This window comes from Streptomyces sp. NPDC047014 (genome assembly GCF_040644195.1).
In the GTDB taxonomy this organism is placed as follows: domain Bacteria; phylum Actinomycetota; class Actinomycetes; order Streptomycetales; family Streptomycetaceae; genus Streptomyces.
The window spans coordinates 1-25,075 of record NZ_JBEYVX010000042.1 but is presented as its reverse complement, the minus strand read 5'-3'; the positions used below and the strand labels follow the sequence as shown (position 1 = coordinate 25,075).

General features: G+C 73.9%; 21 protein-coding genes. 11 read left to right on the top strand and 10 right to left on the bottom strand.

The features are described from left to right. Nucleotides 1-49 precede the first annotated feature (49 nt). Nucleotides 50-1,255 (top strand): spore photoproduct lyase family protein, encoded by a 1,206-nt coding sequence (locus tag ABZ873_RS21790; protein WP_360874525.1) that lies wholly within the window; start codon nucleotides 50-52, stop codon nucleotides 1,253-1,255. On the opposite strand, the gene ABZ873_RS21785 is transcribed toward ABZ873_RS21790, so the two are convergent. The 3 genes from ABZ873_RS21785 to ABZ873_RS21775 all read right to left on the bottom strand — a co-directional run bounded on the left by ABZ873_RS21785 (nucleotide 1,243) and on the right by ABZ873_RS21775 (nucleotide 5,150). Further along, nucleotides 1,243-2,640: an MFS transporter gene (locus ABZ873_RS21785; protein WP_360874522.1), complete on the bottom strand. Its 1,398-nt coding sequence runs from the start codon at nucleotides 2,638-2,640 to the stop codon at nucleotides 1,243-1,245. The two genes, ABZ873_RS21790 and ABZ873_RS21785, sit on opposite strands and share 13 nt — an antisense overlap. 30 nt (nucleotides 2,641-2,670) lie before the next feature. Beyond that, on the bottom strand, nucleotides 2,671-4,557 hold the full coding sequence (locus ABZ873_RS21780; RefSeq protein ID WP_360874519.1) for a glycoside hydrolase family 15 protein: 1,887 nt from the start codon (nucleotides 4,555-4,557) through the stop codon (nucleotides 2,671-2,673). A gap of 98 nt (nucleotides 4,558-4,655) precedes the next feature. Further along, entirely contained in the window at nucleotides 4,656-5,150 is a 495-nt protein-coding gene (locus ABZ873_RS21775; RefSeq protein WP_360874516.1) for a MarR family winged helix-turn-helix transcriptional regulator, read from the bottom strand. Nucleotides 5,151-5,246: 96 nt separating this feature from the next. On the opposite strand from ABZ873_RS21775, the gene ABZ873_RS21770 reads away from it, so the two are divergent. Beyond that, the gene (locus tag ABZ873_RS21770; RefSeq protein ID WP_360874513.1) at nucleotides 5,247-7,361 is read left to right on the top strand and encodes an MMPL family transporter; all 2,115 of its coding nucleotides are present in this window, start codon (nucleotides 5,247-5,249) and stop codon (nucleotides 7,359-7,361) included. A gap of 19 nt (nucleotides 7,362-7,380) precedes the next feature. Here the strand turns inward: ABZ873_RS21770 and ABZ873_RS21765 are convergent, their stop codons facing one another. After that, nucleotides 7,381-9,825, bottom strand: coding sequence for a SpoIIE family protein phosphatase (locus ABZ873_RS21765; RefSeq protein ID WP_360874510.1), 2,445 nt, complete (start codon nucleotides 9,823-9,825; stop codon nucleotides 7,381-7,383). Nucleotides 9,826-9,950: 125 nt separating this feature from the next. After that, nucleotides 9,951-10,700 (bottom strand): GntR family transcriptional regulator, encoded by a 750-nt coding sequence (locus ABZ873_RS21760; protein ID WP_360874507.1) that lies wholly within the window; start codon nucleotides 10,698-10,700, stop codon nucleotides 9,951-9,953. Nucleotides 10,701-10,955: 255 nt separating this feature from the next. Here ABZ873_RS21760 and ABZ873_RS21755 point away from each other — a divergent pair, with 255 nt between their 5' ends. The 5 genes from ABZ873_RS21755 (at nucleotide 10,956) to ABZ873_RS21735 (ending at nucleotide 17,021) form a co-directional block, all read left to right on the top strand. Beyond that, nucleotides 10,956-12,101, top strand: coding sequence for an extracellular solute-binding protein (locus ABZ873_RS21755; protein ID WP_360874602.1), 1,146 nt, complete (start codon nucleotides 10,956-10,958; stop codon nucleotides 12,099-12,101). An 85-nt stretch (nucleotides 12,102-12,186) separates the two neighbouring features. Further along, complete coding sequence (locus tag ABZ873_RS21750; RefSeq protein WP_360874505.1) at nucleotides 12,187-13,140, top strand: ABC transporter permease subunit; 954 nt, start codon at nucleotides 12,187-12,189, stop codon at nucleotides 13,138-13,140. Next, nucleotides 13,128-13,961 (top strand): ABC transporter permease subunit, encoded by an 834-nt coding sequence (locus ABZ873_RS21745; RefSeq protein WP_360874502.1) that lies wholly within the window; start codon nucleotides 13,128-13,130, stop codon nucleotides 13,959-13,961. The genes ABZ873_RS21750 and ABZ873_RS21745 overlap by 13 nt, the downstream gene beginning before the upstream one ends. Nucleotides 13,962-13,969: 8 nt before the next feature. Beyond that, on the top strand, nucleotides 13,970-15,088 hold the full coding sequence (locus ABZ873_RS21740) for an ABC transporter ATP-binding protein (protein WP_360874499.1): 1,119 nt from the start codon (nucleotides 13,970-13,972) through the stop codon (nucleotides 15,086-15,088). A 58-nt stretch (nucleotides 15,089-15,146) separates the two neighbouring features. Then, on the top strand, nucleotides 15,147-17,021 hold the full coding sequence (locus tag ABZ873_RS21735; RefSeq protein WP_360874496.1) for an HAD-IA family hydrolase: 1,875 nt from the start codon (nucleotides 15,147-15,149) through the stop codon (nucleotides 17,019-17,021). A gap of 16 nt (nucleotides 17,022-17,037) precedes the next feature. Here ABZ873_RS21735 and ABZ873_RS21730 read toward each other — a convergent pair whose 3' ends face one another. From ABZ873_RS21730 to ABZ873_RS21720, 3 genes are all read right to left on the bottom strand, one after another. Next, nucleotides 17,038-17,643, bottom strand: a complete 606-nt coding sequence (locus ABZ873_RS21730; protein WP_360874492.1) for a GNAT family protein — start codon at nucleotides 17,641-17,643, stop codon at nucleotides 17,038-17,040. Further along, entirely contained in the window at nucleotides 17,640-18,842 is a 1,203-nt protein-coding gene (locus tag ABZ873_RS21725; RefSeq protein WP_360874489.1) for a ThiF family adenylyltransferase, read from the bottom strand. Before ABZ873_RS21725 ends, ABZ873_RS21730 begins: the two co-directional genes overlap by 4 nt. A gap of 130 nt (nucleotides 18,843-18,972) precedes the next feature. Further along, a complete protein-coding gene (locus ABZ873_RS21720) occupies nucleotides 18,973-19,623 on the bottom strand; it encodes a TetR/AcrR family transcriptional regulator C-terminal domain-containing protein (protein ID WP_360874486.1) in 651 nt (216 codons plus the stop codon). A gap of 72 nt (nucleotides 19,624-19,695) precedes the next feature. Here ABZ873_RS21720 and ABZ873_RS21715 point away from each other — a divergent pair, with 72 nt between their 5' ends. Next, nucleotides 19,696-21,150, top strand: a complete 1,455-nt coding sequence (locus ABZ873_RS21715) for an FAD-dependent monooxygenase (protein ID WP_360874483.1) — start codon at nucleotides 19,696-19,698, stop codon at nucleotides 21,148-21,150. Nucleotides 21,151-21,173: 23 nt separating this feature from the next. Here the strand turns inward: ABZ873_RS21715 and ABZ873_RS21710 are convergent, their stop codons facing one another. Then, complete coding sequence (locus ABZ873_RS21710; protein ID WP_360874481.1) at nucleotides 21,174-21,605, bottom strand: helix-turn-helix domain-containing protein; 432 nt, start codon at nucleotides 21,603-21,605, stop codon at nucleotides 21,174-21,176. Nucleotides 21,606-21,708: 103 nt separating this feature from the next. Here ABZ873_RS21710 and ABZ873_RS21705 point away from each other — a divergent pair, with 103 nt between their 5' ends. Beyond that, nucleotides 21,709-22,116 (top strand): RidA family protein, encoded by a 408-nt coding sequence (locus ABZ873_RS21705; RefSeq protein ID WP_360874477.1) that lies wholly within the window; start codon nucleotides 21,709-21,711, stop codon nucleotides 22,114-22,116. Nucleotides 22,117-22,275: 159 nt separating this feature from the next. On the opposite strand, the gene ABZ873_RS21700 is transcribed toward ABZ873_RS21705, so the two are convergent. After that, on the bottom strand, nucleotides 22,276-22,635 hold the full coding sequence (locus ABZ873_RS21700; RefSeq protein WP_360874474.1) for a metalloregulator ArsR/SmtB family transcription factor: 360 nt from the start codon (nucleotides 22,633-22,635) through the stop codon (nucleotides 22,276-22,278). A 139-nt stretch (nucleotides 22,636-22,774) separates the two neighbouring features. Between ABZ873_RS21700 and ABZ873_RS21695 the strand changes: the two genes are divergently transcribed. After that, on the top strand, nucleotides 22,775-24,118 hold the full coding sequence (locus ABZ873_RS21695) for an MFS transporter (protein WP_360874471.1): 1,344 nt from the start codon (nucleotides 22,775-22,777) through the stop codon (nucleotides 24,116-24,118). A 55-nt stretch (nucleotides 24,119-24,173) separates the two neighbouring features. Next, the coding region (locus ABZ873_RS21690) for a M15 family metallopeptidase (RefSeq protein ID WP_360874469.1) at nucleotides 24,174-25,075 on the top strand (902 nt) is incomplete at its 3' end.

The window sequence follows — 25,075 nt, the reverse complement described above, 5'->3', positions numbered from 1 at the left end:
CCCGAAACGGGCGGGGCGGACGTCGGAACGAGCGAGCGGGAGCACACGCATGGGCCAGGCCCGGCCGCCGCAGGTACCCGGTGGCCAGGAGGACGGGCTGTTCGGGCTGGAGGAGCTGGAGTACGGTCCCCCGCGCACCCCGCGGGAGTCCCGCCCGGGGCCGCCGCCCGGCCCGTCGTACCGGGACTCCCCCGCCGCCCGGCGGCTGCTCGCGGTGCGGGAGATCCACGCCGAGCCGGCGGCGGCCGCCTCGCCGCGCGGCCGGGAGGTGCTGGCGCGCTTCCCCGGGGCGCGGGTGGTGGAGGTGGACTCGCACTGGCGCATCCCGGGCCTGCACGGCAACGAGGGCAACCTGGAGCGCTGGGTGCGGGTCAAGAGCGAGGTCCTGGTGCTCGGCGAGCGCAAGACCCTGACCACGCGGCCGAACGGCAGGTCGGCGGACTGGATCGCGCCCGGTCCGGCGAACGGCTGCGCCATGGCCTGCGCCTACTGCTACGTACCGCGCCGCAAGGGGTACGCCAACCCGATCACGGTGTTCACCAACATCGACGGGATCATCGGCCATCTCGCCCGGCACATCGCCCGCCAGGGCCCGAAGCGGGAGCCGAACCAGTGCGACGCGAGCGCCTGGATCTACGACATCGGGGAGAACAGCGACTGCTCCGTGGACGCCCTGGTCAGCGACAACACGGCGGACCTGGTGCACGCCTTCTCCCGCTGGCCCACGGCCAAGGCGTCCTTCGCCACCAAGTTCGTCAACCCCGACCTGCTGCTCCTGGACCCGCGCGGCCGGACCCGGGTGCGCTTCTCGGTGATGCCGCCGGGGGACTCCCGGCTGCTGGACATCCGTACCAGCCCGGTGGAGCAGCGCATCGCGGCCGCCGGGGACTTCCTTGAGGCCGGGTACGAGGTGCACTTCAACCTCTCGCCCGTCGTGGTGCGGCCCGGCTGGGAGCAGGACTGGGCACTGCTGCTCCAGCACATGGACGAGGTGCTGCCGCGCGCGGTGAAGGAGCAGGCCGGGGCCGAGGTGATCATGCTGACGCACAACCGGGACCTGCACGAGCTGAACCTGGCCTGGCATCCCCGCGCCGAGGAGGTCCTGTGGCGCCCGGAGCTCCAGCAGGCCAAGCGCTCGGAGAACGGCGGCTGGAACGTCCGCTACGACACCGCCCGCAAGGCGGAGGCGGTGGAGACCGTCCGCCGTCTGGTGGCGGCCAACGCCCCCTGGCTGCGCATCCGCTACGCCTTCTGAGCCGGCCGGCCGCGTGGCAGGAGTACGGCCGCGACCAGTCCGGCCAGCCCGATGACGGCGAGGGCGATCATGGCCGCGGCGTAGGCGCCGGTGGTGAGCGAGGAGACCAGGATGGTGCCGGCGACCGCCGTGCCGAGGGAGGAGCCGAGGTTCGAGACGCTGCGCGAGAGCCCGGAGATCTCGCCCTGCTGCTCCTCGGGGAAGCTCGACTGGACGACGTTCACCGACGGGGTGAGCATCACGCCCAGGCCCAGCCCGATCAGGAGCAGGCCGGGGGTGAGCGCCCAGGGGCCGCCCGAGGCGCCGGCCATCGCGACCAGCAGGACGATGCCGGCGAGGGTCACGACGAAGCCGGTGATGATCAGGCCGCGCTGGGACCGCCGCCGCGCGAGGCGTTCGGCGGCGAGCGAGGTCACCAGCAGGCCGAGGGTGGCGGCGGTGAAGACGACGCCCGTCTGGATGGCGTCGTAGCCGCGGACGACCTGGAGGTAGGCGGCGACGGTGAACGAGGAGCCCATCAGCAGCAGCCACTGGACGTTCTGGGTGACCAGGCCGAGGTTGGAGGTCCGGACCCGGAACAGGCCGGTGGACAGCAGGGGTTCCCGCCCCGCCCGCTCCTTGGCGCGGATCGAGCGGAAGAACCACAGGAGCACGAGGGCGCCGAGGACGAGCAGGGCGATCATCAGCCAGACGTTGTCGTCGGCCGCGAGGATGCCCATGACGACGAGGACCAGGCCCACGGCGGACAGGACCGCGCCGGTGGTGTCGAAGGGCCGTTCCGGATCGGGCGGCAGCGGGTCCTCCAGACGCCGGCTGAGGACGATGATCACGGCGATGACCAGGGCCTGGAACACGAAGGCCGCCCGCCAGCTCAGTCCGGTGGTGATCAGGCCGCCGATGAGGGGCCCCGCGGCCGCGCCGATCCCGCCCAGCGCCATGATGACGCCGAAGGCGCGGGCGCGTGAGGTGGTGTCCGTGAACAGCAGTGTGGTGAGGATGTAGACGGGCGGGATGAGGAGGGCCGTGCCGATGCCCTCCAGGATCGAGTTGCCGAGGATCAGCACGCCCAGGCCCGGCGCGGCGGCGCTCAGCAGGGCGCCGACGCCGTAGACGAACAGGCCCGCCATGAGGCAGCGCTTGCGGCCGTAGCGGTCGGTGAGCTTGCCTCCCGGGATCATCAGCGCGGCCATGACCAGCAGGAAGACGGTGATGGCGGTCTGCACGCCCTGGACGGTGGTGTCCAGGTCCTCGCTGATGTCGTTGATCATCACGTTCATGTTGGAGCCCGCGAAGCTGCAGATGAACTGCGCGAGCGCGAGCGGGGCGAGGACGCGCCGCCGCGCCGCCGCCGACGGCTGCCGCTGGGTGTTCCGGGTCCCGGACACGGGTGCCTCCGCGGTTCTGGCCGGCCGCCGTCACGCCCCGCCCGGGCGCCAGCCCGTACGGGGGTACGCGCCGCCGGTGTCGGTTTCCGGGTGGGCCTCCGCCCGGTCCAGCTGCTCGTCGAGGGCCATGGCGGCCGCGATCAGCGCGAGGTGGGTGAACGCCTGCGGGAAGTTGCCCAGTTGCTCACCGGAGGGGCCGATCTCCTCGGCGAAGAGCCCGACGTGGTTGGCGTAGGTGAGCATCTTGTCGAACGCGTACCGGGCCTGCGCGGGCCGGCCGGAGCGGGCGAGGGCTTCCACGTAGAGGAAGCTGCACAGGTTGAAGGTGCCCTCGGAGCCGCGCAGTCCGTCGGGGGAGGCGGCCGGGTCGTAGCGGTAGACGAGGCTGTCGCTCACCAGCTCCCGGTCCATGGCGTCGAGGGTGCTGAGCCAGGCCGGGTCGTGCGGGGAGAGGAAGCCGACGCGTGGCATCAGCAGCAGGGAGGCGTCGAGCACGTCGGTGTCGTAGTGCTGGACGAACGCCTGCCGCTCCTCGTTCCAGCCGCGGTCGATGATCTGCTGGAAGACGGCGTCGCGGACCTCGGTCCAGCGGGCGGTGTCGGCGGGCCGGGAGTAGGTGCGGGCGAGCCGGAGTCCGCGGTCGAAGGCGACCCAGGTCATCAGCCGGCTGTAGGTGAAGTTCTTCTGGCCGCCGCGGGTCTCCCAGATGCCCTCGTCGGGCCGGTCCCAGTGGTCGGCGAGCCAGTCCAGGACATCGCTGACGGCCTTCCAGCCGCGGACGGCCCCCATGTCGGCGCCCTGGGCGAGGGCGTCGGCCGCCTCGCCGTAGATGTCCAGCTGGACCTGGTCCGCGGCGGCGTTCCCCGCGCGTACCGGCGACGAGCCCCGGTACCCCTCCCAGTGGTCCAGGACCTCCTCGGTGAGGTGGGGGTCGCCGTCGATCCGGTACATGATCTGCAAGGGATCGCCGGAGGCGGTGGCCCCGGCCTCGATGCGGTCGCGCAGCCAGCGCCGGAAGGCATTGGCCTCGGCGGTGAACCCGAGGTCGATCAGGGCCCGTACGGACAGGGAGGCGTCGCGCACCCAGGTGTAGCGGTAGTCCCAGTTGCGTTCGCCGCCGATCTGCTCGGGCAGTCCCATGGTGGCGGCGGCGATGGGGGCGCCGGTCGGGGCGTAGGTGAGCAACTTGAGGGTGATGGCCGACCGGTTGACGATGTCCCGCCAGCGCCCGCGGTACGTCGACGAGCGCAGCCAGGAGAGCCAGAAGGCGCGGCAGCCCGCCAGCCGGTCGGCGATCTCGGGCAGGGTGGGCGAGGCGGGGGCGGGCCCGCCGCTCACCTCGCTGGTCAGCACCACGGCCGCGACCTCGCCGGCGGCGAGGGTGAAGGAGGCGGTGACGTCCTCGCCGTCCGCGTGCAGGGCGACCGGTGCGGTGGCCTGGACGTGCAGGTCCGTCCCCGGCCCGTGCAGCACCACGGAGTGGTCGTCGGTCTGCACCAGGGTGTGCGGGGCCTTCCCGTAGTCGAAGCGCGGGCGGCAGCTGAACGTGAAGGGCAGGCTGCCGCGGACGACGCGCGCGACCCGGACGATGCGGTGCCGGGCGGTGGGCTCGGTGCCCTCGACGGGATCCATGAAGTCGGCCACCTCGCCGACTCCGCCGGGGGCCAGGTACCGGTTGACGAGGACGGCCGTGTCGGAGAGGTAGATCTGCCGGGTGGTCGCGCCGTCCTCGCCGCGCAGGTCCGCCGTGAACCGGCAGTGGCCGCCGCGCTCGGCGTCCAGGAGCGAGGCGAAGACGCTCGGGGAGTCGAAGCGGGGGGTGCACCACCAGTCGATCGTGCCCTCGGACGAGACCAGGGCGGCGGTCTGGAGATCACCGATCATCCCGTGATCGGCGATGGGCGGGTAGTGGGGCACGGCTGCCTCCTCCGACCGGACCTGGCGAGCCGCCGGGGGCGGCTCCTCGGACCAGCGTGCGCCCCGCGCCCACCCCCCGCATGCCGAACGCCCGTACCTCAGCGGCCGAGGGCCGAGAGCTGGGTGTTCATCTCGGCGAGGAAGCGGACCACCACGCGCAGTTCGTCCTCCCCGAAGCGGGCGCGGGCGGCGTCCGTGCCGAGGGCCAGCGGGCGGAAGTACTCGCGGGCCACCTGGCGGGCCCGCTCCTCATAGTGCAGGTGCACCACCCGGCGGTCGTCGGCGGCGCGGACCCGGCGGATGTGCCCCGTCCGCTCCAGCCGGTCCAGGCAGGCGGTCATCGCGCCCGAGGTGAGGTTCATGTGCTTGCGGAGCCTGCCGGGGGTCATGGGCCCGCCGGGGCCGTCGGCGTCCGCGTCCAGCACGGCGATCATCGCCTGCACGTCGGTGAGGTGGAGGCCCTGCGCGTGGGCGAATTCCTGCGCGATGCGATTGAACTCCGCGTTCATCCGGCGCAGCAGAACGGCGAAGGACTGCAACCCGATGGGGTCGTCGGCCGGAAGTACGGGTGGGGAGGCGTCGGTCGCATGCATGGGATCAGCATAAGATGTCTCGATGATTGACATTCTTTATCGTTGACTCACTCTGTGGATCCGCTGTCCCCTTCGACTCGCGTGCGAGGACCTGCTGTGAAAAAGACACCCCGTTGGGCCTTCTGGCTCGTGCCGCTCGTGCTGCTGATCGCCTGGCTCGGCATCGGCGGCACCCTCGGCCCGTACGCCGGAAAGCTGGGCGAGGTCGCCACGAACGACCAGGCGGCCTTCCTGCCGCGCAGCGCCGAGTCCACCCAGGTCGTCGAGGCCCGGAAAGCCTTCGAGAACGCCGCCTCCGTGCCCGCCGTCCTGGTGTGGACCACCGACGGCGAGCGGATGACCGGCGCCCAGCAGGAGGCCGCCACCCGGGCCGTCGGCGCGCTCGCCGGCCGGACCGGGATCGCCGGGGCGCCCTCCCCCGCCTTCCCCTCCGAGGACGGCCAGGCCCTCCAGGCCGTCGTACCGCTGGCCCCCGACCTCGGCGAGGAGCTGCCCGCGGTGCTGGACGAGGTGCGGCAGGCGGCGGGGCAGGTGCCCGGCGCCTCCGTGCAGATCGCCGGGCCCGCCGCCGCGCAGGCGGACCTCAAGGACGCCTTCGCCGGGATCGACGGGCTACTGCTCGGGGTGGCCCTCGGGGCGGTGCTGCTGATCCTGCTGCTGGTCTACCGCAGCGTGCTGCTCCCGCTGGTGATCATCTTCAGTGCGGTGCTCGCCCTCGGGCTCGCCTGCGCGGTGGTGTACGCGCTGGCCGACCGGGGCGCCGTCCGGGTGGACGGGCAGGTGCAGGGGATCCTGTCGATCCTGGTGATCGGCGCCGCGACCGACTACGCCCTCCTCATCGCGGCCCGCTTCCGGGAGGAGCTGGCCGTGCGGGGCGACCGCGCCGCCGCCGCGCTGGCCGCCGTACGCCGCTCCGTGGGAGCCGTCACCGCCAGTGCGGCCACGGTGGCCCTCGGGCTGCTGGCGCTGCTCGCGAGCGACCTGACCAACAACCGGGCCCTCGGGCCGGTCGGCGCCATCGGCATCGTCTGCGCGGCGCTCAGCGCGCTGACCTTCCTGCCCGCCGTCCTGGTGCTGCTCGGGCGGGCCGCCTACTGGCCCGCCACCCCCAAGCCCGCCGACGCCACCACCGAGGGGCACGCGGTGTGGCGCCGGATCGCCGGGCTCATCGACCGCTCGCCGCGCCGCGTCTGGGCCGCCTCGGCCCTGCTGCTCCTGGTCCTGGCCGGCTTCGCGCCGGGCCTGTCCTCGAAGGGCGTGCCGCTGGACGAGATCTTCGTCAACGACGCCCCCTCGGTCGGCGCGCAGCAGACCCTGGCCCGGCACTTCCCCGGCGGCTCCGGGAACCCGGCCGTGATCATCGCCTCCGCGGACCGGGCCGAAGAGGTCCGGGCCGCCGCCGGGAGCACGGACGGCGTCGCCGCGGTGCTGCCGGTCACCGCGGGCGGGCGGCCGGGCGCGGGAGAGCCCGTGGTGGTGGACGGCCGGGTGCGGCTGGACGCCACGCTGGAGGCGGCCGCCGACAGCGACGCGGCCAAGGAGACGGTCCAGCGGCTGCGGGAGCGGGTGCACGCGGTCCCCGGGGCCGACGCCCTCGTCGGCGGATACACGGCCCAGCAGTTCGACACCCAGGAGACCTCGGCCCGCGACCGCGCGGTGATCGTCCCCGTCGTGCTCGGCATCATCCTGCTGATCCTGGTCGCGCTGCTGCGCTCGGTCGTCGTACCGGTCCTGCTGGTGGCGACCGTCGCGCTGAACTTCCTGGCCACGCTGGGCGTGTCCGCGCTGGTCTTCGAGCACCTGCTCGGATTCAGCGGTACGGACGCCTCCGTCCCGCTGTACGGGTTCGTGTTCCTGGTCGCCCTCGGCGTGGACTACAACATCTTCCTGATGTCCCGCGTCCGCGAGGAGACCCAGTCGCTCGGCACCCGCCAGGGCGTGCTGCGCGGCCTGGTCACCACCGGTGGCGTGATCACCTCCGCGGGTGTGGTGCTCGCGGCGACCTTCGCCGCGCTGATGGTGATCCCGCTGGCCTTCCTCGTGCAGATCGCCTTCATCGTCGCCTTCGGCGTCCTGCTGGACACCCTCGTCGTACGCTCCCTGCTGGTACCGGCCCTGGTCATCGACATCGGGCCGCGCTCCTGGTGGCCGAGCGCCCTGTCCCGGGCCGGCGCGGAGCCGGGGGCGGAGCGGAGCACCGTACGTACGTGAGCCCGCCGGGGTCCGGGTGTCAGCCCGGGCCCCCGTCGGCCGGACGGTGCACGGCGATCTCCGCCCAGACCTGCTTGCCGCCGCTCAGCGGCACCGAGCCCCAGGCCGCCGTGGTCGCCTCCACGATGAAGAGCCCGCGGCCGCCCGTCGCCTCCCAGCTCACCGCGACCGGTTTGACGGGGCTGCGCGGAGAGGCGTCGTTGACGGCGATCCGCAGCCGGTCCGCCGACAGGGTGAGGTCCATCCCGATCTCGCCCTGGGTGTGCGCGACGGCGTTGGTGACCAGCTCGGAGACGACCAGCAGGGCCGCGTCGATCTCCTCGGCCAGCCCCCAGGACCGCAGGGTGCGGGCGGTGAACCGGCGGGCGTGCAGCACCGCCTTGGGCAGCCGCCACACCGTCCAGTGGCTCCGCTTCGGCCGGCCCGCGGTGCCGTCGTAGCGCAGCAGGAGCAGGGCCACGTCGTCGTCGCGGCGGCCCACCCCGGCGACCAGCTCGTCGGCGACGCCCCCGACATCGGCGGGGTCGGCCTCCGCCAGCAGCTCGCACACCCGCCGTACGCCCTCCTCCAGCGGCAGCCGGGCGGACTCGACCAGGCCGTCGGTCAGCAGCACGAGCAGGGTGCCGGGGAGCAGTCCCGTCTCGGTCATGGGGAACTCGGCCTCGGCCAGGACGCCCAGCGGGGGCCCGCCCTCGACCGCCATCTCCTCCGTGACCCCGTCGGGGTGGCGCAGCAGGGGCTGCAGATGGCCGGCCCGGACCACCCGGGCGATGCCCTCCTCCATGTCGAGGTCGACGTATCCGCAGGTGGCGAAGAGGTCGGTCTCCATGCCGACGAGCAGCCGGTTGGCCCGTGCCACGACGACATCCGGCGGGTGGCCCTCCACCGCGTAGGCGCGGACGGCCGTGCGCATCTGGCCCATGATGGTGGCGGCGCCCGCGCTGTGCCCCTGGACGTCCCCGATGACGAAGGCGACATGGCTGTCGGTGAGCGGGATGACGTCGTACCAGTCGCCGCCGACCTCCAGGCCCGCCGTGGCGGGCAGGTAGCGGGCCACGGCGACGCCGCCCGGCAGCTCGGGCAGTTTGCGGGGCAGCAGGCTGCGCTGGAGCATCGTGGCCAGTTCATGGCCGGCGTCGAGTGCGTGGGCGCGTACGAGGGCCTGCCCGGCCAGCCCGGCGGTCACGGTGAGCAGGGAGCGCTCCTCCGGGCCGAAGCGGTGCTCGCCGTCCCAGCCCACCAGGCACACCCCGACGAGCCGGCCCTCGGCGGGCAGCGGCAGGACGGCGAGCCCGCCGGGCCCGATGTCGAGGAGGCCCGGTTCCAGGGCGGCGCCCGGCGGCCAGAGGCTCAGATGGCCGCCGCGCAGCGCGCTCTGGAGGGTGGGCAGGTCGCCCAGGGGTACGTCGGGCCATTCGGAGCGCCATTCGGAGCGCCAGACCTCGGGCCAGGCGTCGGGACCGGGCGGGCCGAGGGCGGTCAGGATGAGCCGTTCGGGCTCCAGTTCGCCGACGGCGACCCGGGCGGCGCCGAGCGGTTCGCGCAGGGCGTCGACCACCAGCCGGCCGACTTCGCGGACGGTCGCCGCGCCCGCCAGGGTGGCCGACAGCCGCTGTACGAGGGACACCTCGTCCGCGCTGGGCCGCAGATAGGTGGCGTCGGCCACCACGCCCAGCACCCGCCGCGGCGCGCCGTCCGGGCCGACCTCCACCCGGCAGCGCAGCCCCAGCCAGCGCAGCTCGCCGTTGGGGCGGCGGATGCGGAAGGCCAGCTGCTGTCCGGCGGCGGCCAGCCGGTCCGGCTCCACGACGGCCATCAGCGCGGGCATGTCGTCGGGGACGGCGCAGGCGAGCAGGGTCTCGATCTGCCCGTCGAACTCCTCGGGCGGCAGCCCGAGCAGTTCCAGCACATGGGCGTGGGCCTCCATGCGGCCGGTGCCCAGTTCGAGGATGAAGGCGCCGCCCTGGTGCGGGACGAGGGACTGGCCGAGATGCGCCTGCGGGCTGCGGTGCCCGGTGAGGCGGGCGGCGACGGCTTCGAGTCCGGCCGCCACCTGGTCGGCGTACAGCTCCAGCAGGCTGCGGTCGTCGGGGCCGAACCCCTCCCCCACTTCGCCGGCCACGACCAGGCAGCCCAGCTCCTGGTCGCCGTGGCCCAGGGGCAGGGCGCCCAGGGAGATCCGGGCCGGGGAGTGGGGGTCGCCGTCACGGACGCGGGTGGGGAAGTGGTGGGGTTCGTCCTCGATGAAGGCGGCCAGCTCCTTCGGGGTGAGCCACAGCGGCCGGCCGGAGCGGAAGGCGTTCGCGGCGGGCGAGTGCCCGGCGACGGCGAGGATGGCGGGCAGTCCGTAGAGGACCCCGCGGTCCCCGGTCAGCTCGGCCAGATGGAGCTCGCGGTCGTGGTCGGCGACCACGTAGACAGCGGCCAGCTCGGCCCCGCAGAACGCAAAGCGAGATCGGGTCACCGTCCGTATCGCCTCCTCGCGAGGGCGTCCTGCCGACCGCCCTCCCTCCATGCTGTCGCTCCCCGCACCGATCGGGCGAGTCGGAGCGGGGCGCGTCGGACGCGGGCTGCCCCGGAGGGGGCCGGTCAGATCAGGGCGGGGCCGGTGCGGCGGGCCAGGGCGTTGCTGCCGATCGAGTTGTGGACGCTGAAACTGACGGCGTCGGAGCGGTAGCGGTCGTCGGACCACTCCACGGGGCGGCCCTCGCGGGTGGTGGTCATCCGGCGGACGCGCAGCAGCGGGCTGGTGCGCCGGACCTCCAGCAGTTCGGCGTCCCGGGCGCCCGCCGCGACGGCGTCGATGAGGTGCTCCCCGTACGCGAAGACCAGTCCGGTGTCGTCCAGGAGGCGCTGGGTCACCGAGGGGCAGTCCGGTTCGATGCGCTCGACGGCGGGAGCGATCCAGTCGGCGTAGACGGTGCGCTCCAGCAGGACGGGCTCGCTGTCGAGGCCCCGGACGCGCAGTACGTGCAGCACGGGCGTGCCCGGCTCGACCTGGAGCCGCATGGCGTCCCGGCCGGTGGCCGGCCGGTACCCGGCGGAGACCACCCGGCCGGTCGCCGTGCGGCCCATGGCGGCGGCCCACTGGGCGAAGCTGCGCAGCTCGGCGAAGCTCTGGCTGCGGCGGCTGGCGAGCACCACGCGACGGGCGCCCTGGCGGGATCCGATCAGGCCCTCGGCGGTCAGGGTCAGGACCGCCTGGCGGACGGTGCCGCGGGAGACGCCGAAGCGGGCGGCCAGCTCCGTCTCGGCGGGCAGGAGGGCCCCCACCGCGTACTCCTCGCGGTCGATCGCCCGGCGCAGTTCCTCGGCGATCTCCTCGTGCCGGGCCGTCATCGGCAGCGCTCCTGTTCCTGGTTGCTCGTCGTACGTGCCGGCTGTGCGCCGGGGGCGTGTCGCGTACAGCGTAGGCGCAGGGCGGCGCGGTGCGAAGCGAGGAAGAAGTGTCCAGGTTATTGGCCGGAAACAGTCGCCCCGCGTTCACCGGACGGTCATGGATGGCGGGCCTACTGAGGCCAACTTGTTCAGACAAGTTGCCTTCCCACCCTCGCCGCGCACCCCGTGCGCAACCTCCCAGGAGAGACCGTGTCCCTGCCGAGAACCGCCGCCCTTGCCGGCTGCCTCGCCGTCGTCGCCGCCCTCACCCTCACCGCCTGCGGAGCCGCCCCCGACCAGGCCGTCGCCGCGGCGGGCGGCAAGGACGCGGCCACCGCGACCTCCGCCGAGGAGTTCGGCGGGCTCGACGCGCTCGTCGCGGCCGCGAAGAAGGAGGGCGTGCTGAACGCGATGGCGCTGCCCCGGGACTGGGCCAACTACGGCGCCCTCATCGACGGGTTCACCCAGAAGTACGGGATCAAGGTCGAGGTGGAGAACCCCGACGGCAGCAGCCAGGACGAGATCAACGCCGTCACCGGCCGCAAGGGCCAGGACCGCGCCCCCGACGTGCTCGACCTCGGCACCTCCTTCGCCGTCAGCGGCGCCCAGCAGGGCCTGTTCGCCCCCTACAAGGTGGCCGCGTACGGCGACATCCCGTCGGCGCAGCGGGACGACCAGGCCCGCTGGTACAACGACTACGGCGGCTACGTGTCCATCGGCTGCGACGCGGCCCGGGTCAAGAACTGCCCCACCACCTTCAAGGACCTCCTCAAGCCCGAGTACCGCGGCCAGGTGGCCCTGAACGGCAACCCGACCAAGTCGGGCTCCGCCTTCGGCGGTGTCTACGCGGCCGCCCTCGCCAACGGCGGCTCCCTGGACGACATCCAGCCCGGCATCGACTTCTTCGGGCAGCTGAAGAAGAACGGCAACTTCACCCCCGTCGAGTCCACCCCGGCCACCGTCGAGAAGGGCGAGACGCCCATCAGCATCGACTGGGACTACCTGAACTCCGGCTACGCCGAGCAGTTCAAGGGCAAGGGCGTCGACTGGAAGGTGTCCGTCCCCGAGGACGGCAAGTACGCGCAGTTCTACGCCCAGGCCATCAACAAGGACGCCCCGCACCCGGCCGCCGCCCGGCTGTGGCAGGAGTGGCTGTACAGCGCCGAGGGCCAGAACCTCTGGCTCAAGGGCTACGCCCGCCCCGTGCTGATGCCCGCGATGGAGCAGGCCGGCACCCTCGACAAGGCCGCCGCCGCGAAGCTCCCGCAGGTCAGCGGCACCCCCGCCTTCCCGACGGAGACCCAGCAGACCAAGGCCAAGGGCGTGCTGTCCCAGAGCTGGGGCAAGGCGGTCGCCGGCTGACCGCCGACGGCCCGCACACCCCCGCACACCCCCGACTCCGCCGACTCCCCAGACGCCCCCGACGACCACGGACACGACCACGGACATGACCCCTCCCCCTACGGCGGCCGCCGCACCCGCGGCCGCCGCCCCGGCGGGCCCCACCCCGCCCGCCGCATCCACCGCACCCGCCGCACCCGCCGCCCGGACCGGGCGGCGGGGCCGCCGCTCCGGCGCGCTCGCCGTGCTCCCGCTGCTGCTGTTCACCGCGATCGCCTTCGGCCTGCCCGCCGTCGCCATGCTGAACGGCGCCTTCACCGTCACGGATCCGGCCACCGGAGCCGACGCGTACGGCCTCGGCAACCTGACCGCCTCCTGGCAGGGCGCCTACCTCACCGCCCTCCTCGGCAGCGTGAAGCTGTCCGCGACCTCCGCGGTCCTCGCGGCCCTGCTCGGCCTGCTCCTCGCGCAGGCCGTCGTCAGCTCCCCGCTACGGGGCCTGCGCGAGGCCGTCCTGACCGCCTCCGGCGTCCTCGCCAACTTCGGCGGGGTCCCCCTCGCCTTCGCCTTCGTCGCCACCCTCGGCAACTCCGGCGTCCTGACCCGGGCGCTGGGCCTGGCCGACACCGGCTGGAGCCTCTACAGCTTCTGGGGCCTGGTCCTCGTCTACCTGTACTTCCTCGTCCCCCTCATGGTCCTCACCATCACCCCCGCCCTGGAGGGCCTGCGCGTCCAGTGGCGGGAGGCCGCCCAGAACAACGGCGCGACCCCGCGCCAGTACTGGCGGCACGTGGCCCTGCCCGTGCTGGCCCCCTCCCTGCTCGGCGGCCTCGTGCTCCTCTTCGGCAGCGCCTTCGCCGCGTACGCCACCGCCGCGGCGATGGTCGGCAGCTCCGTCCCGCTGGTCACCCTCCAGATCGCCGACGCGATCTCCGGCAATGTGCTGATCGGGCAGGAGAACGTCGCCCTCGCCCTCAGCCTGGACATGGTCCTCGTCGCGGGCCTGGTGATGGCGGTCTACCTGCCCCTGCAACGACGGAGCGCCCGATGGCTCGCCTGACCCCGGCCGCCGCCCCCTGGCGCGCCCTCGTACTGGCCCTCGCGGCCCTGTACTTCCTGCTGCCGCTCGCCGCGTCCGTGGTCTTCACCGTGGACGTGCCCGGCCGCGGCCTCAACCTCGACGCCTACACCCGGATCCTCGGCACCGAGGGCTTCCTCCCCAGCCTGCTGCTCTCCCTGGGGCTCTCCGCCGCGACCATCGCGCTGGTCCTGCTCCTCATGGTCCCGGCCATGGTGGCGCTGCGGCTGGGCGCGCCCCGGCTGCGGCCCGTGGTCGAGGTGGTCTGCTCGCTGCCGCTGGTCGTGCCGCCGATCGCCTTCGTCGCCGGGATCGGCACCGTCCTCAAGTGGGGCCCCGAGCACCTGTCCCGGACCCCGCTCTTCCAGACCTTCGTAGCCGTCCAGGACCCCGGTTTCCCCTTCGTGCTCGTCCTCGCGTACACGGTGATGGCACTGCCGTTCGTGTACCGGGCCCTGGACGCGGGGCTGCGCGCCCTGGACGTACGCACCCTCGTGGAGGCGGCCCGCAGCTGCGGCGCGAGCCTGCCGGGCGCGCTGCTCCGGGCGGTCCTGCCGAATCTGCGCGGGGCGCTGCTGAACGCCGCGTTCCTCACGCTCGCCCTGGTGCTGGGCGAGTTCACCACCGCCCAGCTGCTCGGGTTCCGGCCGTTCGCCGTCTGGATCGTCAACATCAGCGGCTCGCAGGCGCAGATGTCCGTGGCCGTCTCCGTGATGAGCCTGCTGGTGACCTGGCTGCTGCTGCTCGCCCTGGCGGGCTTCGGCCGGCGCCGCACCCCCTCCCCGACCACCGACCGGAAATGACACCCCTCATGAGCTCCCTCACCGCCGCCTCCGTCCCGGGCCCGGCCGCCTCCCCCTCCGCCCGGTCCGGCGCGGCCACCGTCGAACTGCGCGGTCTGAGCCGGTCCTTCGGCACCACCGTCGCCCTCGACGGGCTGGACCTGACGGTCCGGCCGGGCGAACTGCTGGCCCTGCTCGGCCCGTCCGGCTGCGGCAAGACCACGGCGCTGCGCATGCTGGCGGGCTTCGAGCACCCCGACTCCGGCGAGATCCTGGTCGACGGCCAGGACGTCACCGCCGTACCGGCGCACCGCCGGGACGCGGGCATGGTCTTCCAGTCCTACAGCCTCTTCCCGCACCTGGACGCCCTGGACAATGTGGCCTTCGGGCTGCGCATGCGGGGAGTGCGGACGGCCGCGCGGCGGGAGCGGGCCGCCGAACTCCTGGAGCTGGTCGGCCTGGCCGACAAGGGCGGCCGCTTCCCCCACCAGCTCTCCGGCGGCCAGCAGCAGCGCATCGCCCTGGCCCGCGCGCTCGCCCTGCGGCCGCGCGTGCTGCTGCTGGACGAGCCGCTGTCCGCGCTGGACGCGAAGGTCCGCCTGACGCTGCGCGAGGAGATCCGCCGCCTCCAGCAGGAGCTGGGCATCACCACGCTCTTCATCACGCACGACCAGGAGGAGGCCCTGTCCATGGCCGACCGGGTGGCGGTCATGCGGGCGGGGCGGCTGGAGCAGTGCGCGGCTCCGGCGGAGCTGTACGCGCGCCCGGCCACGGCCTTCGTCGCCGAGTTCGTCGGCACCATGAGCCGCATCCCGGGCCGGCTGCGGACCGCAGACGCGACGGTGGAGGTCCTGGGGCGGCGGCTGCCGGTCGACGGACCGCTCCCGGAGGCGGCGGGTGACGGCGGCGAGGTGGATGTGCTCGTACGGCCGGAGTCGGTCCGTGTCGAGGCCGACGGGTCCGGGCCGGACCGGGTCGTGGCCGCCTCCTTCCTGGGCGCCACCGTGCGCGTGACGGTGGCCCTGCCGGACGGTACGGAGGTCAAGGCCGACCTCCCCACCCACGAGGCCGCCCTGCTCCCGCCGGGCACCCCGGCCCGCCTCACCCTCCCGGACCGCCCGGTCCTGATCTCCCAGCGCCGGTCCTGATCCCGGCCGCGTCCGTATCCGTATCCGTCTTCGCATCTGTGTCCGCATCCGTATTCGTATGGGAAAGAGACCCCTCGTGATCCCCTCCTCCGCCCCGGCGGACCTGCAAGCCGTGCTGTTCGACATGGACGGGACCCTCGTCGACACCGAGCAGCTGTGGTGGGACACCGTCGCCGAGACGGCCGCGGGGCTCGGGTACGGGCTGCTCGCCGGGGACCAGCCCGAGGTGCTGGGGCGTGCCGTCGAGCACACCGCCGGGTTCCTCGCCGCGCGCACCGGCGCCCCCGTGGCGGGGATCGCCGCCGAGCTCCACCGGGCCTTCGCCGCGCGGGTCCGGACCCGGGTCGTGCCGCGACCGGGGGCGCTCGCGCTGCTGGGGGCGCTGCGCGCCGAGGGGGTGCCCACCGCGCTCGTGACCGCCTCGCCGCGCGAGGTCGCCGACACCGTGGTGTCCGCGCTGGCCGCCGCGGGCCACGGCGGGTTCACCGTGACCGTCACGGCCGACGACACCGCCCTCACCAAGCCGAACCCGGACCCCTACCTCGCCGCCTGCCGCGCCCTGCGCGTGCCGCCCGCCGCCTGCGTGGCCGTGGAGGACACCCCGACGGGTGTGGCCTCGGCCGAAGCAGCCGGCTGCCAGGTGCTCGCCGTGCCCTCGCTCACCCCGATCGACCCGGCGCCGGGCCGTACCGTGCTGGACTCCCTCGAACAGGCCACCCCGGACCGGCTGCGGGCCCTGGTCCCCGCCGCGCCGGGCCCGCGGTTCCTCGTCCCCGCGCTCACCACCGCCCGTGCCCGCGCGGGCCGCGCCTTCCGCGCCGATGTGTCGGGGCTGGTACGGGGCGCCACCGCGCCCGTGGCCTTCACCGCGGCCGAGGGCCCCGACTGGCTCACCGTGCACGCCGACGGCCGCCTCTCCGGTGTCCCGGTGGCCGGAACCGCAGCCGGAACCGGAGCCCCGGACGCCACCGCCGTCGTGGCCGTCACCGATGCCCGGGGCGCCACGGCCCACCTGACCGTGCGCATCCCCGTCGCGGCGGCCGACGGGCCCGCGCTGGAGCGCGTACGGGTGATGAGCTGGAACCTCTGGCAGGGCGGCAGCCATGTCGACAACCACCGCGACAAGCAGCTGGCCGTACTCCTCGGCGCGGACGTCGACATCGTCGGCCTCCAGGAGACCGCCGGGCTCGCCGCCCCCGAACTGGCCGCCGCGCTCGGCTGGTTCCACCACCGCGCCGGGGACAACCTCGCGATCCTGAGCCGCTGTCCCGTGGTCGCCGCCCTGGGCGATCCCGAGGTCGGTTTTTACGGGGCGACCGGCGCCCGGATCCGCCTGGACGAGCATCCCGACGGCACCCCGCAGGAGCTGGTGCTGTGGACGGCCCACCTCAACTACACCCCGTACGGCCCCTACGACGCCTGCTTCGACGGCCTGTCCGAGCCCGGACTCCTGGCCCGCGAGCGGGAGTCGGGCCGCGTGGACGAGATCGAGGGGATCCTGGCCGCGATGGCACCGGACCTGGCCGCCGCCGACCGTACGCCGGTGCTGCTCGTGGGCGACTTCAACGCCCCCTCGCACCTGGACTGGACCGCGGCGGCCGCCCCCGCGCACGGTGGGCACGGCCCGGTGGACTGGCCGGTGTCCCGCGCCGTGGAGCGGGCCGGGCTGCGCGATTCCTACCGCGAGGCGCACCCCGACCCGGTGGCCGCCCCGGGCACCACCTGGTCCCCCGTGCACCCGAGGCACGAGGACGGCAGCGGCCGCCCCGAGCCGCAGGACCGCATCGACTACGTGCTGCACGCGGGCTCCCGGCTGACCGTCCTGGACTCCGCCGCACTGGCCACCGGCCGCATCTCCCCCTGGCCGGATGTCGCCGCGAACGACTGGCCCTCGGACCATGCCGCCGTGGTCACGACCTTCCGCCTCGCCTGAGCCGGAGCCCGGCCGGTCAGACCCGTTCGAGGGGGCGCGGCCCGTCGAGGATCGCCAGCTCGCCCTCACTGGCCTGGAGCTTCCACTCGGGAGCCACGGCCGCATAGGTGGTGACGTCGTGCCAGCAGCCCTGGGTACTGAACAGCTGGCGCAGGGTGGCCTCGGGGCGCAGCCCGGCCGCGTGCATCACCGGCGGCATGAAGTGGTGGTCGCTGCGGTGCCCGGCCCAGATGCGGTGCAGGCCCAGGTGCCCGAAGCCGTAGGCCATCAGCAGCCGTCCGGCCTCGTGCCCGTGGCCGCGTACGGGGGATCCGGGGAGCAGCACCAGGCTGGTGAGCATGGCGTTGCTGCCGTAGTCCTCCAGGAGCAGCCCCATGGTGCCGAGGAAGGCGTCGTCGTCGGGGGCGCAGACGGCGAGGGTGTACCGGCGGCGCGGGTGCGCGTGGGGCTGGGCGAGGGCGCGGGCGAAGCTGTCGTGGGCCTGGCCCTCGTCCATGCGGTCCACGCCGAGGAAGCGGGTCAGGACGCGGTGGGTGAGGATCCGCGCGAAGGGCTCGTGGTCGCCCGCGCGCAGCTCCCGCAGCCGGAGGTACCGGCCGCGCAGTTCGGGTACGCGGTTCACCGGCCGGCTCCCTGCGGGACGGGCTGTACGGGCTGTACGGGCAGGGGTGCGCGGGCGGGCAGCAGGGCGTCGAGGTCGATGCGGTGGCGGCCGGAGGGCAGCGCTTCGCCGAGCAGGATGCGGCGGGCGGTGTCGGTGACCAGGGCGGCGCCGAGCATGACGCCGCTGGCGAGCTGCGGCCAGCTGGAGAGGGTGCGGCCGATGCGGGTGAGGGCGTCGGTCATGGCGGGGCTCAGCTGCTCCGCGTCGACGACGCGCAACAGGAAGCGGACGGCCTCCTCCTGGTCGAGGCCCTGCACGTCGGCGGCGGTGGTGTCACCGATACGGCCGTGGAAGAGGGGCCGGCCGGGTTCGGTGTCGTAGCGCTCGATGTCGAGCAGACCGCGGTCGTTGGTGTCCATGAGCACGGGCACGCGGTGGCGGCGGGCGTGTTCGCGGGCGGCGACCTTCACCCACGGGGTGTCGCACTCCTCGATGAGCAGGTCCAGGCCGGAGCCTCCGCGCTCGTCCTCGTCCGTGTCCCCGAAGAAGGCTGCGATGTTCTCCTCGGTGACCCCGCCGCGGTGGATCTCGATGTCCAGGTAGGGGTCCAGCTCGTACATGCGGCGGGCGCACAGCACGGTCTTCTCCAGGCCCAGTTCATGCACGCCGGCCCGCAGCCGGTTGAGGTTCGACAGGCTGAGCCGGTCGAAGTCGGCCAGCCGGAAGGCCCCGCCGACGCCTTCCATGGCGCAGGTCAGCGCGGCGCTGCTGCCGACGGACAGGCCGATGACGCCCACCCGGCGGCGCAGCAGGCCCTGCTGCTGCTCGCGGGTGATCTTGTCGCGGTTGCGGTCGGTGCGGACCAGCCGGAACTGCTCCTCGGGCAGGAGGTGGACCAGACGGCCCGACCACGGGTACCAGGCCCACCGGCCGTGGATGTCCGGGCGCCCGCCGGTGACCTCGGCGACGGCCCGCTCCAGCGATCCGGGCCCGAAGTGCCGCTCGGGGGACAGGCAGCGGACCAGTTCGGCGGCCTGCTCCTCGATGCGGTCGTGGACCTCGCGCAGCTGGGCGGAGTCCCGGAGGGCGGCCAGGGCGGCGGCCCCGGCGGGGTGTGCCGGGTCGAGCAGGACCGGACGAAACGATTCGCTCGCCGGGCCGGGCGGGGGCAGCACGAAGGTGTCCGGCTCGGCGCCGGACTGCATGAAGTGAGTCACGGCCAGGACGCTAGCAATGCGACGATCTTGGACCCGGGCCCGTCACCCCAGGGGGCGCATTCGAATTGATCTTCTACTCGAATGCGCTCCCCCGCGCCCCGCACGCCCCGCACGCGCCGGGCGCGCGCCCTCACACCATCCCGTACCGCGCCTCGATCCCCGCGATGAGCAGCCGCAGACCCTCCTCGAATCCGGCCGCCTGGTCCTGGAACAGCTGCGCCCCCGCGGCCGCCGCGAGCGGGAACTCCGCCATGCGCGCGGCCCGTTCCTCCACGTCGAAGCCCTCGCGGCGGTCGCCCGGCAGCGGTTCGATCCCCTGCTCCTCGGTGACGAAGCCCAGCGTGAACAGGTAGGTGGTGTTCAGGGCCCGTACCGCCTGGCCGAGGTCGAAGCCGGCGGCAGTCAACGCCCGCAGCTGCTCCTCCAGTTGGACCGCGTGCTCGATGCCGGTGAAGCGGGAGCCGCTGTAGACCTTGGCGCCGTCGCGGTAGCCGAGCAGGGCTGCGCGCAGCCCCGTACCGGTGAGCGTCAGCCGCTCCTGCCAGGTGGCGCCGGGGGCGATCCGCTGACCGGCGACCATCCGCCGGTACATCTCGGTGGCCATCTCGTCGAGCAGTTCGCGCTTGTTCTTGAAATGCCAGTAGAGGGCCGGGGCCTGGACGTCCAGCTCCTTGGCGATGGCCCGCAGGGTCAGCCCGTCGAGGCCGACGTCGTTCAGCAGCCGCAGCGCGGTGTCGACGGCCTGCTTTTTGTCGAGTTTGGGAGGTTTCCGGGTCACCACGCTTGACAGTTTAACACCGTTAAATGCACCCTGGCCGGGCCACTCAACTTAACGACGTTAAGGAGATTTGCCTTGAACCTCCCCTTCCAGCAGACCGACGTGCTCGTCGTCGGCGCCGGTCCCACCGGCCTGGCCCTCGCCGTGGATCTCGCCCGGCACGGGGTCACCGCCCTCGTCGTCGAGCGGGCCGGCGCCCTCTTCCCCGGCTCCCGCGGCAAGGGACTCCAGCCCCGCACCCTGGAGGTGCTGGAGGATCTGGGCGTGCTCGACGCGGTGCTGGCAGCCGGGGGTCCGTACCCGGTCGGGATGATCTGGCAGGACGGCGTCCGCGCCGGGGAGCACCGGATGTCCGACGACATCCCGGCCGACGAGGGCGCCCCGTACGCGGGGCCCTGGATGCTGCCCCAGTGGCGCACCCAGGAGATCCTGGCGGCGCGGCTCGCGGAGCTGGGCGGCGCGATCTCCTTCGGCCGCGAGGTGACCGGGGTCGCGCAGGACGCGGAAGGGGTGACGGTCGCGTTCGCGGCCGGGGCGCCGGTCCGCGCGCGGTACGTGGTGGCGGCCGACGGCGGCCGGTCCACCGTGCGGCGCGCCCTGGGCATCGGGATGACCGGCGAACCGGTCGACCCGCATCCGATGCTCGTCGCGGACGTCCGTATCGGCGGCCTGGACCGCGACCACTGGCACATCTTCCCGCCGACCGGCGACCAGGGCTATCTCGCCATCTGCCCGCTGGCCGGGACGGAGGAGTTCCAGGTGGTGGCGCAGTTCGCGGAAGGAGTCACGCCGGACCTCTCGCCGGACGGGATCCGCCGGGTGGTGGCCGCGCGCTCGCACCTCGCACCCGAGGACCTGACCGAGGTCCGCTGGGCCTCGGACTTCCGGCCGCGGGCGGCGATGGCCGCCCGGTTCCGCGAGGGCCGCGTCTTCCTCGCCGGGGACAGCGCGCACGTGCACTCCCCCGCCGGCGGGCAGGGCCTCAACACCAGCGTGCAGGACGCCTACAACCTGGGCTGGAAGCTGGCGGCCGTCCTGCGCGGCGGCGCCCGCCCCGCGCTGCTCGACTCGTACGAGGAGGAGCGCATGCCGGTCGCCGCCGGGATGCTCGGCCTGTCCACCCGCATCCACCGCGGCGAGACCCGGCGCGGCGACGCCACCCGGCAGCTCGGCATCGGCTACCGGGACTCCGCGCTCGCGGTGGAGAGCCGCGAGGCCCTGCCCGAGGGCGCGCTGCGGGCCGGGGACCGCGCGCCGGACGGGATCCGCGGCGGCGTGCGGCTCTTCGAGGAGTTCCGGGGCACGCACTGGACGCTGCTCGCGGTGGGCACGGGCCCGGCGGGGCCGGAGCTGCCGGGGGCCGCCGGGCTGCCGGTGCTTCCCGGGCGCGCGGGTGTCCGTACCGTACGCATCCCCTCGTACGAGGCGTACGGCGACGGGCTGTTCCTGATCCGCCCGGACGGGCATGTGGGCTGGGCGGGCGACACCGCGGACTCCCTCGCCGCCTACGCGGCCGGGCTCACCGGGTAGGGCGCGCCCGGGCCGCCCCTGCCTCAGGCGTCGAAGGTGTGGCGGGCCGACTCGATGTGGCCGAGGTGGCGGTGGGTCCAGTCGCACATGCCGTCGATGGTCACCCGCAGGGCGCGGCCGGGCTCCGTCAGGGTGTACTCGACGCGCGGCGGGACGGTGGGGTGCACCTCGCGCAGGATCAGGCCGTTGCGTTCCAGCATGCGGAGGTTCTGCGTGAGCATCTTGTGGCTGATGCCCTCGACCGCGTCACGCAGCTCGCTGAACCGCAGGGTGCCGTCGCCCACCGCTTCGATGATCAGCAGGGCCCATTTGTTGGCGATGTCCGAGAAGATCTCGCGCGCCAGCGAGTCCGCCCGCGTCACATCCGCCTCGTCCGCGTCGTCTGCCTCGTTCACCCTGTCCACCCCGTCCGCCTCGTCCGCCCCGTTTCCAGCCCTGACCTGCTGGGTCACCATGGGGTTCCTCCGTTACCGAAAAGTGCGTTCTTCCAGGTCGGCCCTCACTCTCCTACGGTTCCTGAGTAACCACAAGAGAGCCACGGAAGAGGCGGGCACACACATGGCCATCACCCTGATGAACCCCGGCGGACTGCCGGAGATCGACGCCTACCGGCAGGTGTCGGTCGCGACCGGCTCCCGGCTGGTCTTCGTCGCCGGGCAGGTCTCCTGGGACGCCGACGGCGCCACCGTCGGCGCGGGGGATCTCGCGGCGCAGGTCGAGCGCTGCTATCTGAACGTCGCGACCGCGCTGGCCGCCGCCGGGGCCTCCTTCGACGACGTGGCCAAGCTGAACCTCCACGTCGTCGACTGGACCCCCGACAAGATGCCGCAGCTCCTGGAGGGCATCGCGCGGGCCGGTGCGCGGCTCGGCGGCGCCCCGGTCCCCCCGGCCGCCATGCTGGGAGTCGCGGCGCTGGACGTCCCCGAGCACCTGGTGGAGGTCGAGGCCGTCGCGGTCCTCGACTGAGACCGGTCCCACGTCCGCCCGCGGCCATGATCCGCGCGCGGGCGGGTAGGTGCCGGGCGCCGGGGTGCGGTTCGGCCATCCAGGGCTGCGACGGGACCGCACCCCGGCCCGGACCACCGTCCGGGCCGGCGACCGGCCGGCAGCCGGTCCGTCGGCCGTTCAGTCGTGCGGCGCCTCGCCCGTGATCCGGTGGTCTGCGTGGCTCAGCGCCTCCAGGACCAGGCGGCGCAGATGGCCGTCGCGCAGCCGGTAGTGCACGTGGCGGCCGTCCCGGCGGGTCTCCACCAGCCCGGCGAGCCGCAGCTTGGCCAGGTGCTGGCTGACCGCCGTCCGCGAGGCGGCGCAGTGCTCGGTGAGCGAGCCCACGTCGGACTCCCGCTGCGCCAGCAGCCACAGCAGATGAAGCCGGGTGGGGTCCGAGAGCATGCCGAACACCGCCGCGGCCTCTTGGAGGCGGGCGTCGTCGGGCGCCTCCAGGTGCGTATCGCGTGCAGGTGGGACCGATTCGCTGACGGGCATGGACACAGCCTAAGTCGCGCGGGGTGTCCCGGCCGGATATCCGGCCATCATGTGCACACATGCGCACATGTATGTACTGTGGAGAGGCCGACCCAGGCAGCACCGCCCCCGCAGCTCCGCCCGCAAAGGATGTGCGCGCATGCTCTCGGTCCTGCGCAACCGCACCTACCGGCGCCTCTTCGGCGCCCAGCTCGTCGCCCTGACCGGCACCGGCCTCGCGACGGTCGCCCTCGGCCTCCTCGCCTACGACATCGCCGGGGCCCGCGCCGGATCCGTCCTGGGCACCGCGCTGGCGATCAAGATGGTGGCCTACGTCGGCATCGCGCCCCTGGTCGGCGCCCTGGCCGACCGCCTGCCCCGCCGGGCCCTGATGATCGGCTCGGACCTGGTGCGCGCCGCCGTCGCCCTCTCCCTGCCGTTCGTCGGCGAGGTCTGGCAGGTCTACGTCCTGATCTTCGCCCTCCAGGCCGCCTCGGCCGCCTTCACTCCCACCTTCCAGGCCGTCATCCCCGAACTGCTGCCCGAGGAGCGCGACTACACCCGGGCGCTGTCCCTGTCCCGGCTCGCCTACGACCTGGAGAGCCTGTTCAGCCCGGCCCTGGCGGCCGCCCTGCTCACCTTCCTGAGCTACGACCGGCTCTTCCTCGGGACCGTCGGCGGCTTCCTCGCCTCGGCCGTGCTCGTCGCCGCCGCCGCGCTGCCCAAGCCCGCCCCGGCCCGCCGCGAGCCCGGCGGGGTCTACGCCAGGGCCACCGCGGGCAGCCGCCTGTTCCTCGCGGTGCCCCGGCTACGCGCGCTGCTCTGCCTGAACCTGGCGGTCGCCGCCGCGAGCGCGATGGTCACCGTCAACACCGTGGTCTACGTACGGGGCCACCTGGCGCGCGGCGCCGGCGATGTCGCCTTCGCCCTCGGCGCCTACGGCGCGGGCTCGATGGCCGTGGCCCTGGCCCTGCCCCGGGTGCTCGCCCGGGTCTCCGACCGTACGGTGATGCTGCGCGGGGCGGCGGCCCTGTCGCTGGTGTTCGGCGCCCTCGGCGTGCTCACTTCCTCCGCCGGGGGCGGCTGGCGGTGGCCGGCGCTGCTGGTGGCCTGGGCGGCCTTCGGAGCGGCCTGCTCGATGGTGCTCACCCCGACCGGCCGGGTGGTCCGCCGTTCGGCGCTGCCCGAGGAGCGCAGCCGGGCGTTCGCCGCCCAGTTCTCGCTGTCCCACGCCTGCTGGCTGCTGACCTATCCCCTGGCGGGCTGGCTCGGCGCCACGGCCGGGCTGGTGGCCGCCGTGATCGCCCTGGGCCTGATCGCGGCCGGGGCGGCCCTGGCGGCGGCCCGGCTGTGGCCCGCCGTGGAACCGGACCCGGCGGAGCATGTGCACACCGGCCTGGAGCCCGGCCATCCGCATCTCGCGGGCGCGTCCAGGGTCACCGGCGGTTTCCGGCACCGCCACTGCCCGGTCCACCACGAGCCGCACACGGCGTTCGCCGGCTGATGGCAGGGTGGGCGGCGCACACCTGCCCCTAGCGCACCTCTGGAGGACCGCCCGCATGAACGTTTCCCCGCCCTTACCGCCGCGCAGGGCCCGGCTCGCCCTGACCCTCGCGGCCACCACCACCCTGACGCTCGCCCCGGCCGCCACCGCCGGGGCGGACACGCGAGCCCCCGAGCCGAAGGCGCCACGCGCCTTCATGTCCCTGGCCTCCGTGGACCCGACGATCCTCCAGGAGATGCGCTACGTACGCGCGCACAACTTCGTCGGCGACCCCATCGACGGCTACCGGCAGCCCGTCTGCATCCTGACCCGCCCGGCCGCCGAGGCCCTGCACCGCGTCCAGACCGGGCTGCTGCGGCAGGGCTACTCGCTCAAGGTGTACGACTGCTACCGGCCGCAGCGGGCCGTGGACCACTTCGTACGCTGGGCCGAGGACCTGGGGGACGAGCGGCGGAAGGCGGAGTTCTATCCGCGCGTCGACAAGTCCCGGCTGTTCGAGGACGGTTATATCGCCGCGAAGTCGGGCCACAGCCGGGGCAGCACCCTGGACGTGACGCTCGTACGGCTGCCTGCGATCCCGGCGCCCCGGCCGCGGCCCGGGCAGGAGTCGGCGCCCTGCTACGCGCCGCGGGAGCAGCGCCACCCCGACAACTCCGTGGACATGGGCACGGGCTTCGACTGCTTCGACACCCTCTCGCACACCGACGATCCGCGGATCCAGGGGGCGCAGCGCGCCAACCGCCAGCGCCTGAGATCGGCCCTGGCGGCCGAGGGCTTCGTCAACCTGCCCGAGGAGTGGTGGCACTTCACCTACAAGCCGGAGCCGTTCCCCGACACCTACTTCGACTTCCCCGTCGCACACCGGTCGGTGCAACAACTTCGCCGCCGCCACCCCCACCGGCTTCGCCTGCGACCGCCTCATCGCCGTGGAGGTCCTCACCCCCGGCGGCAACTGGC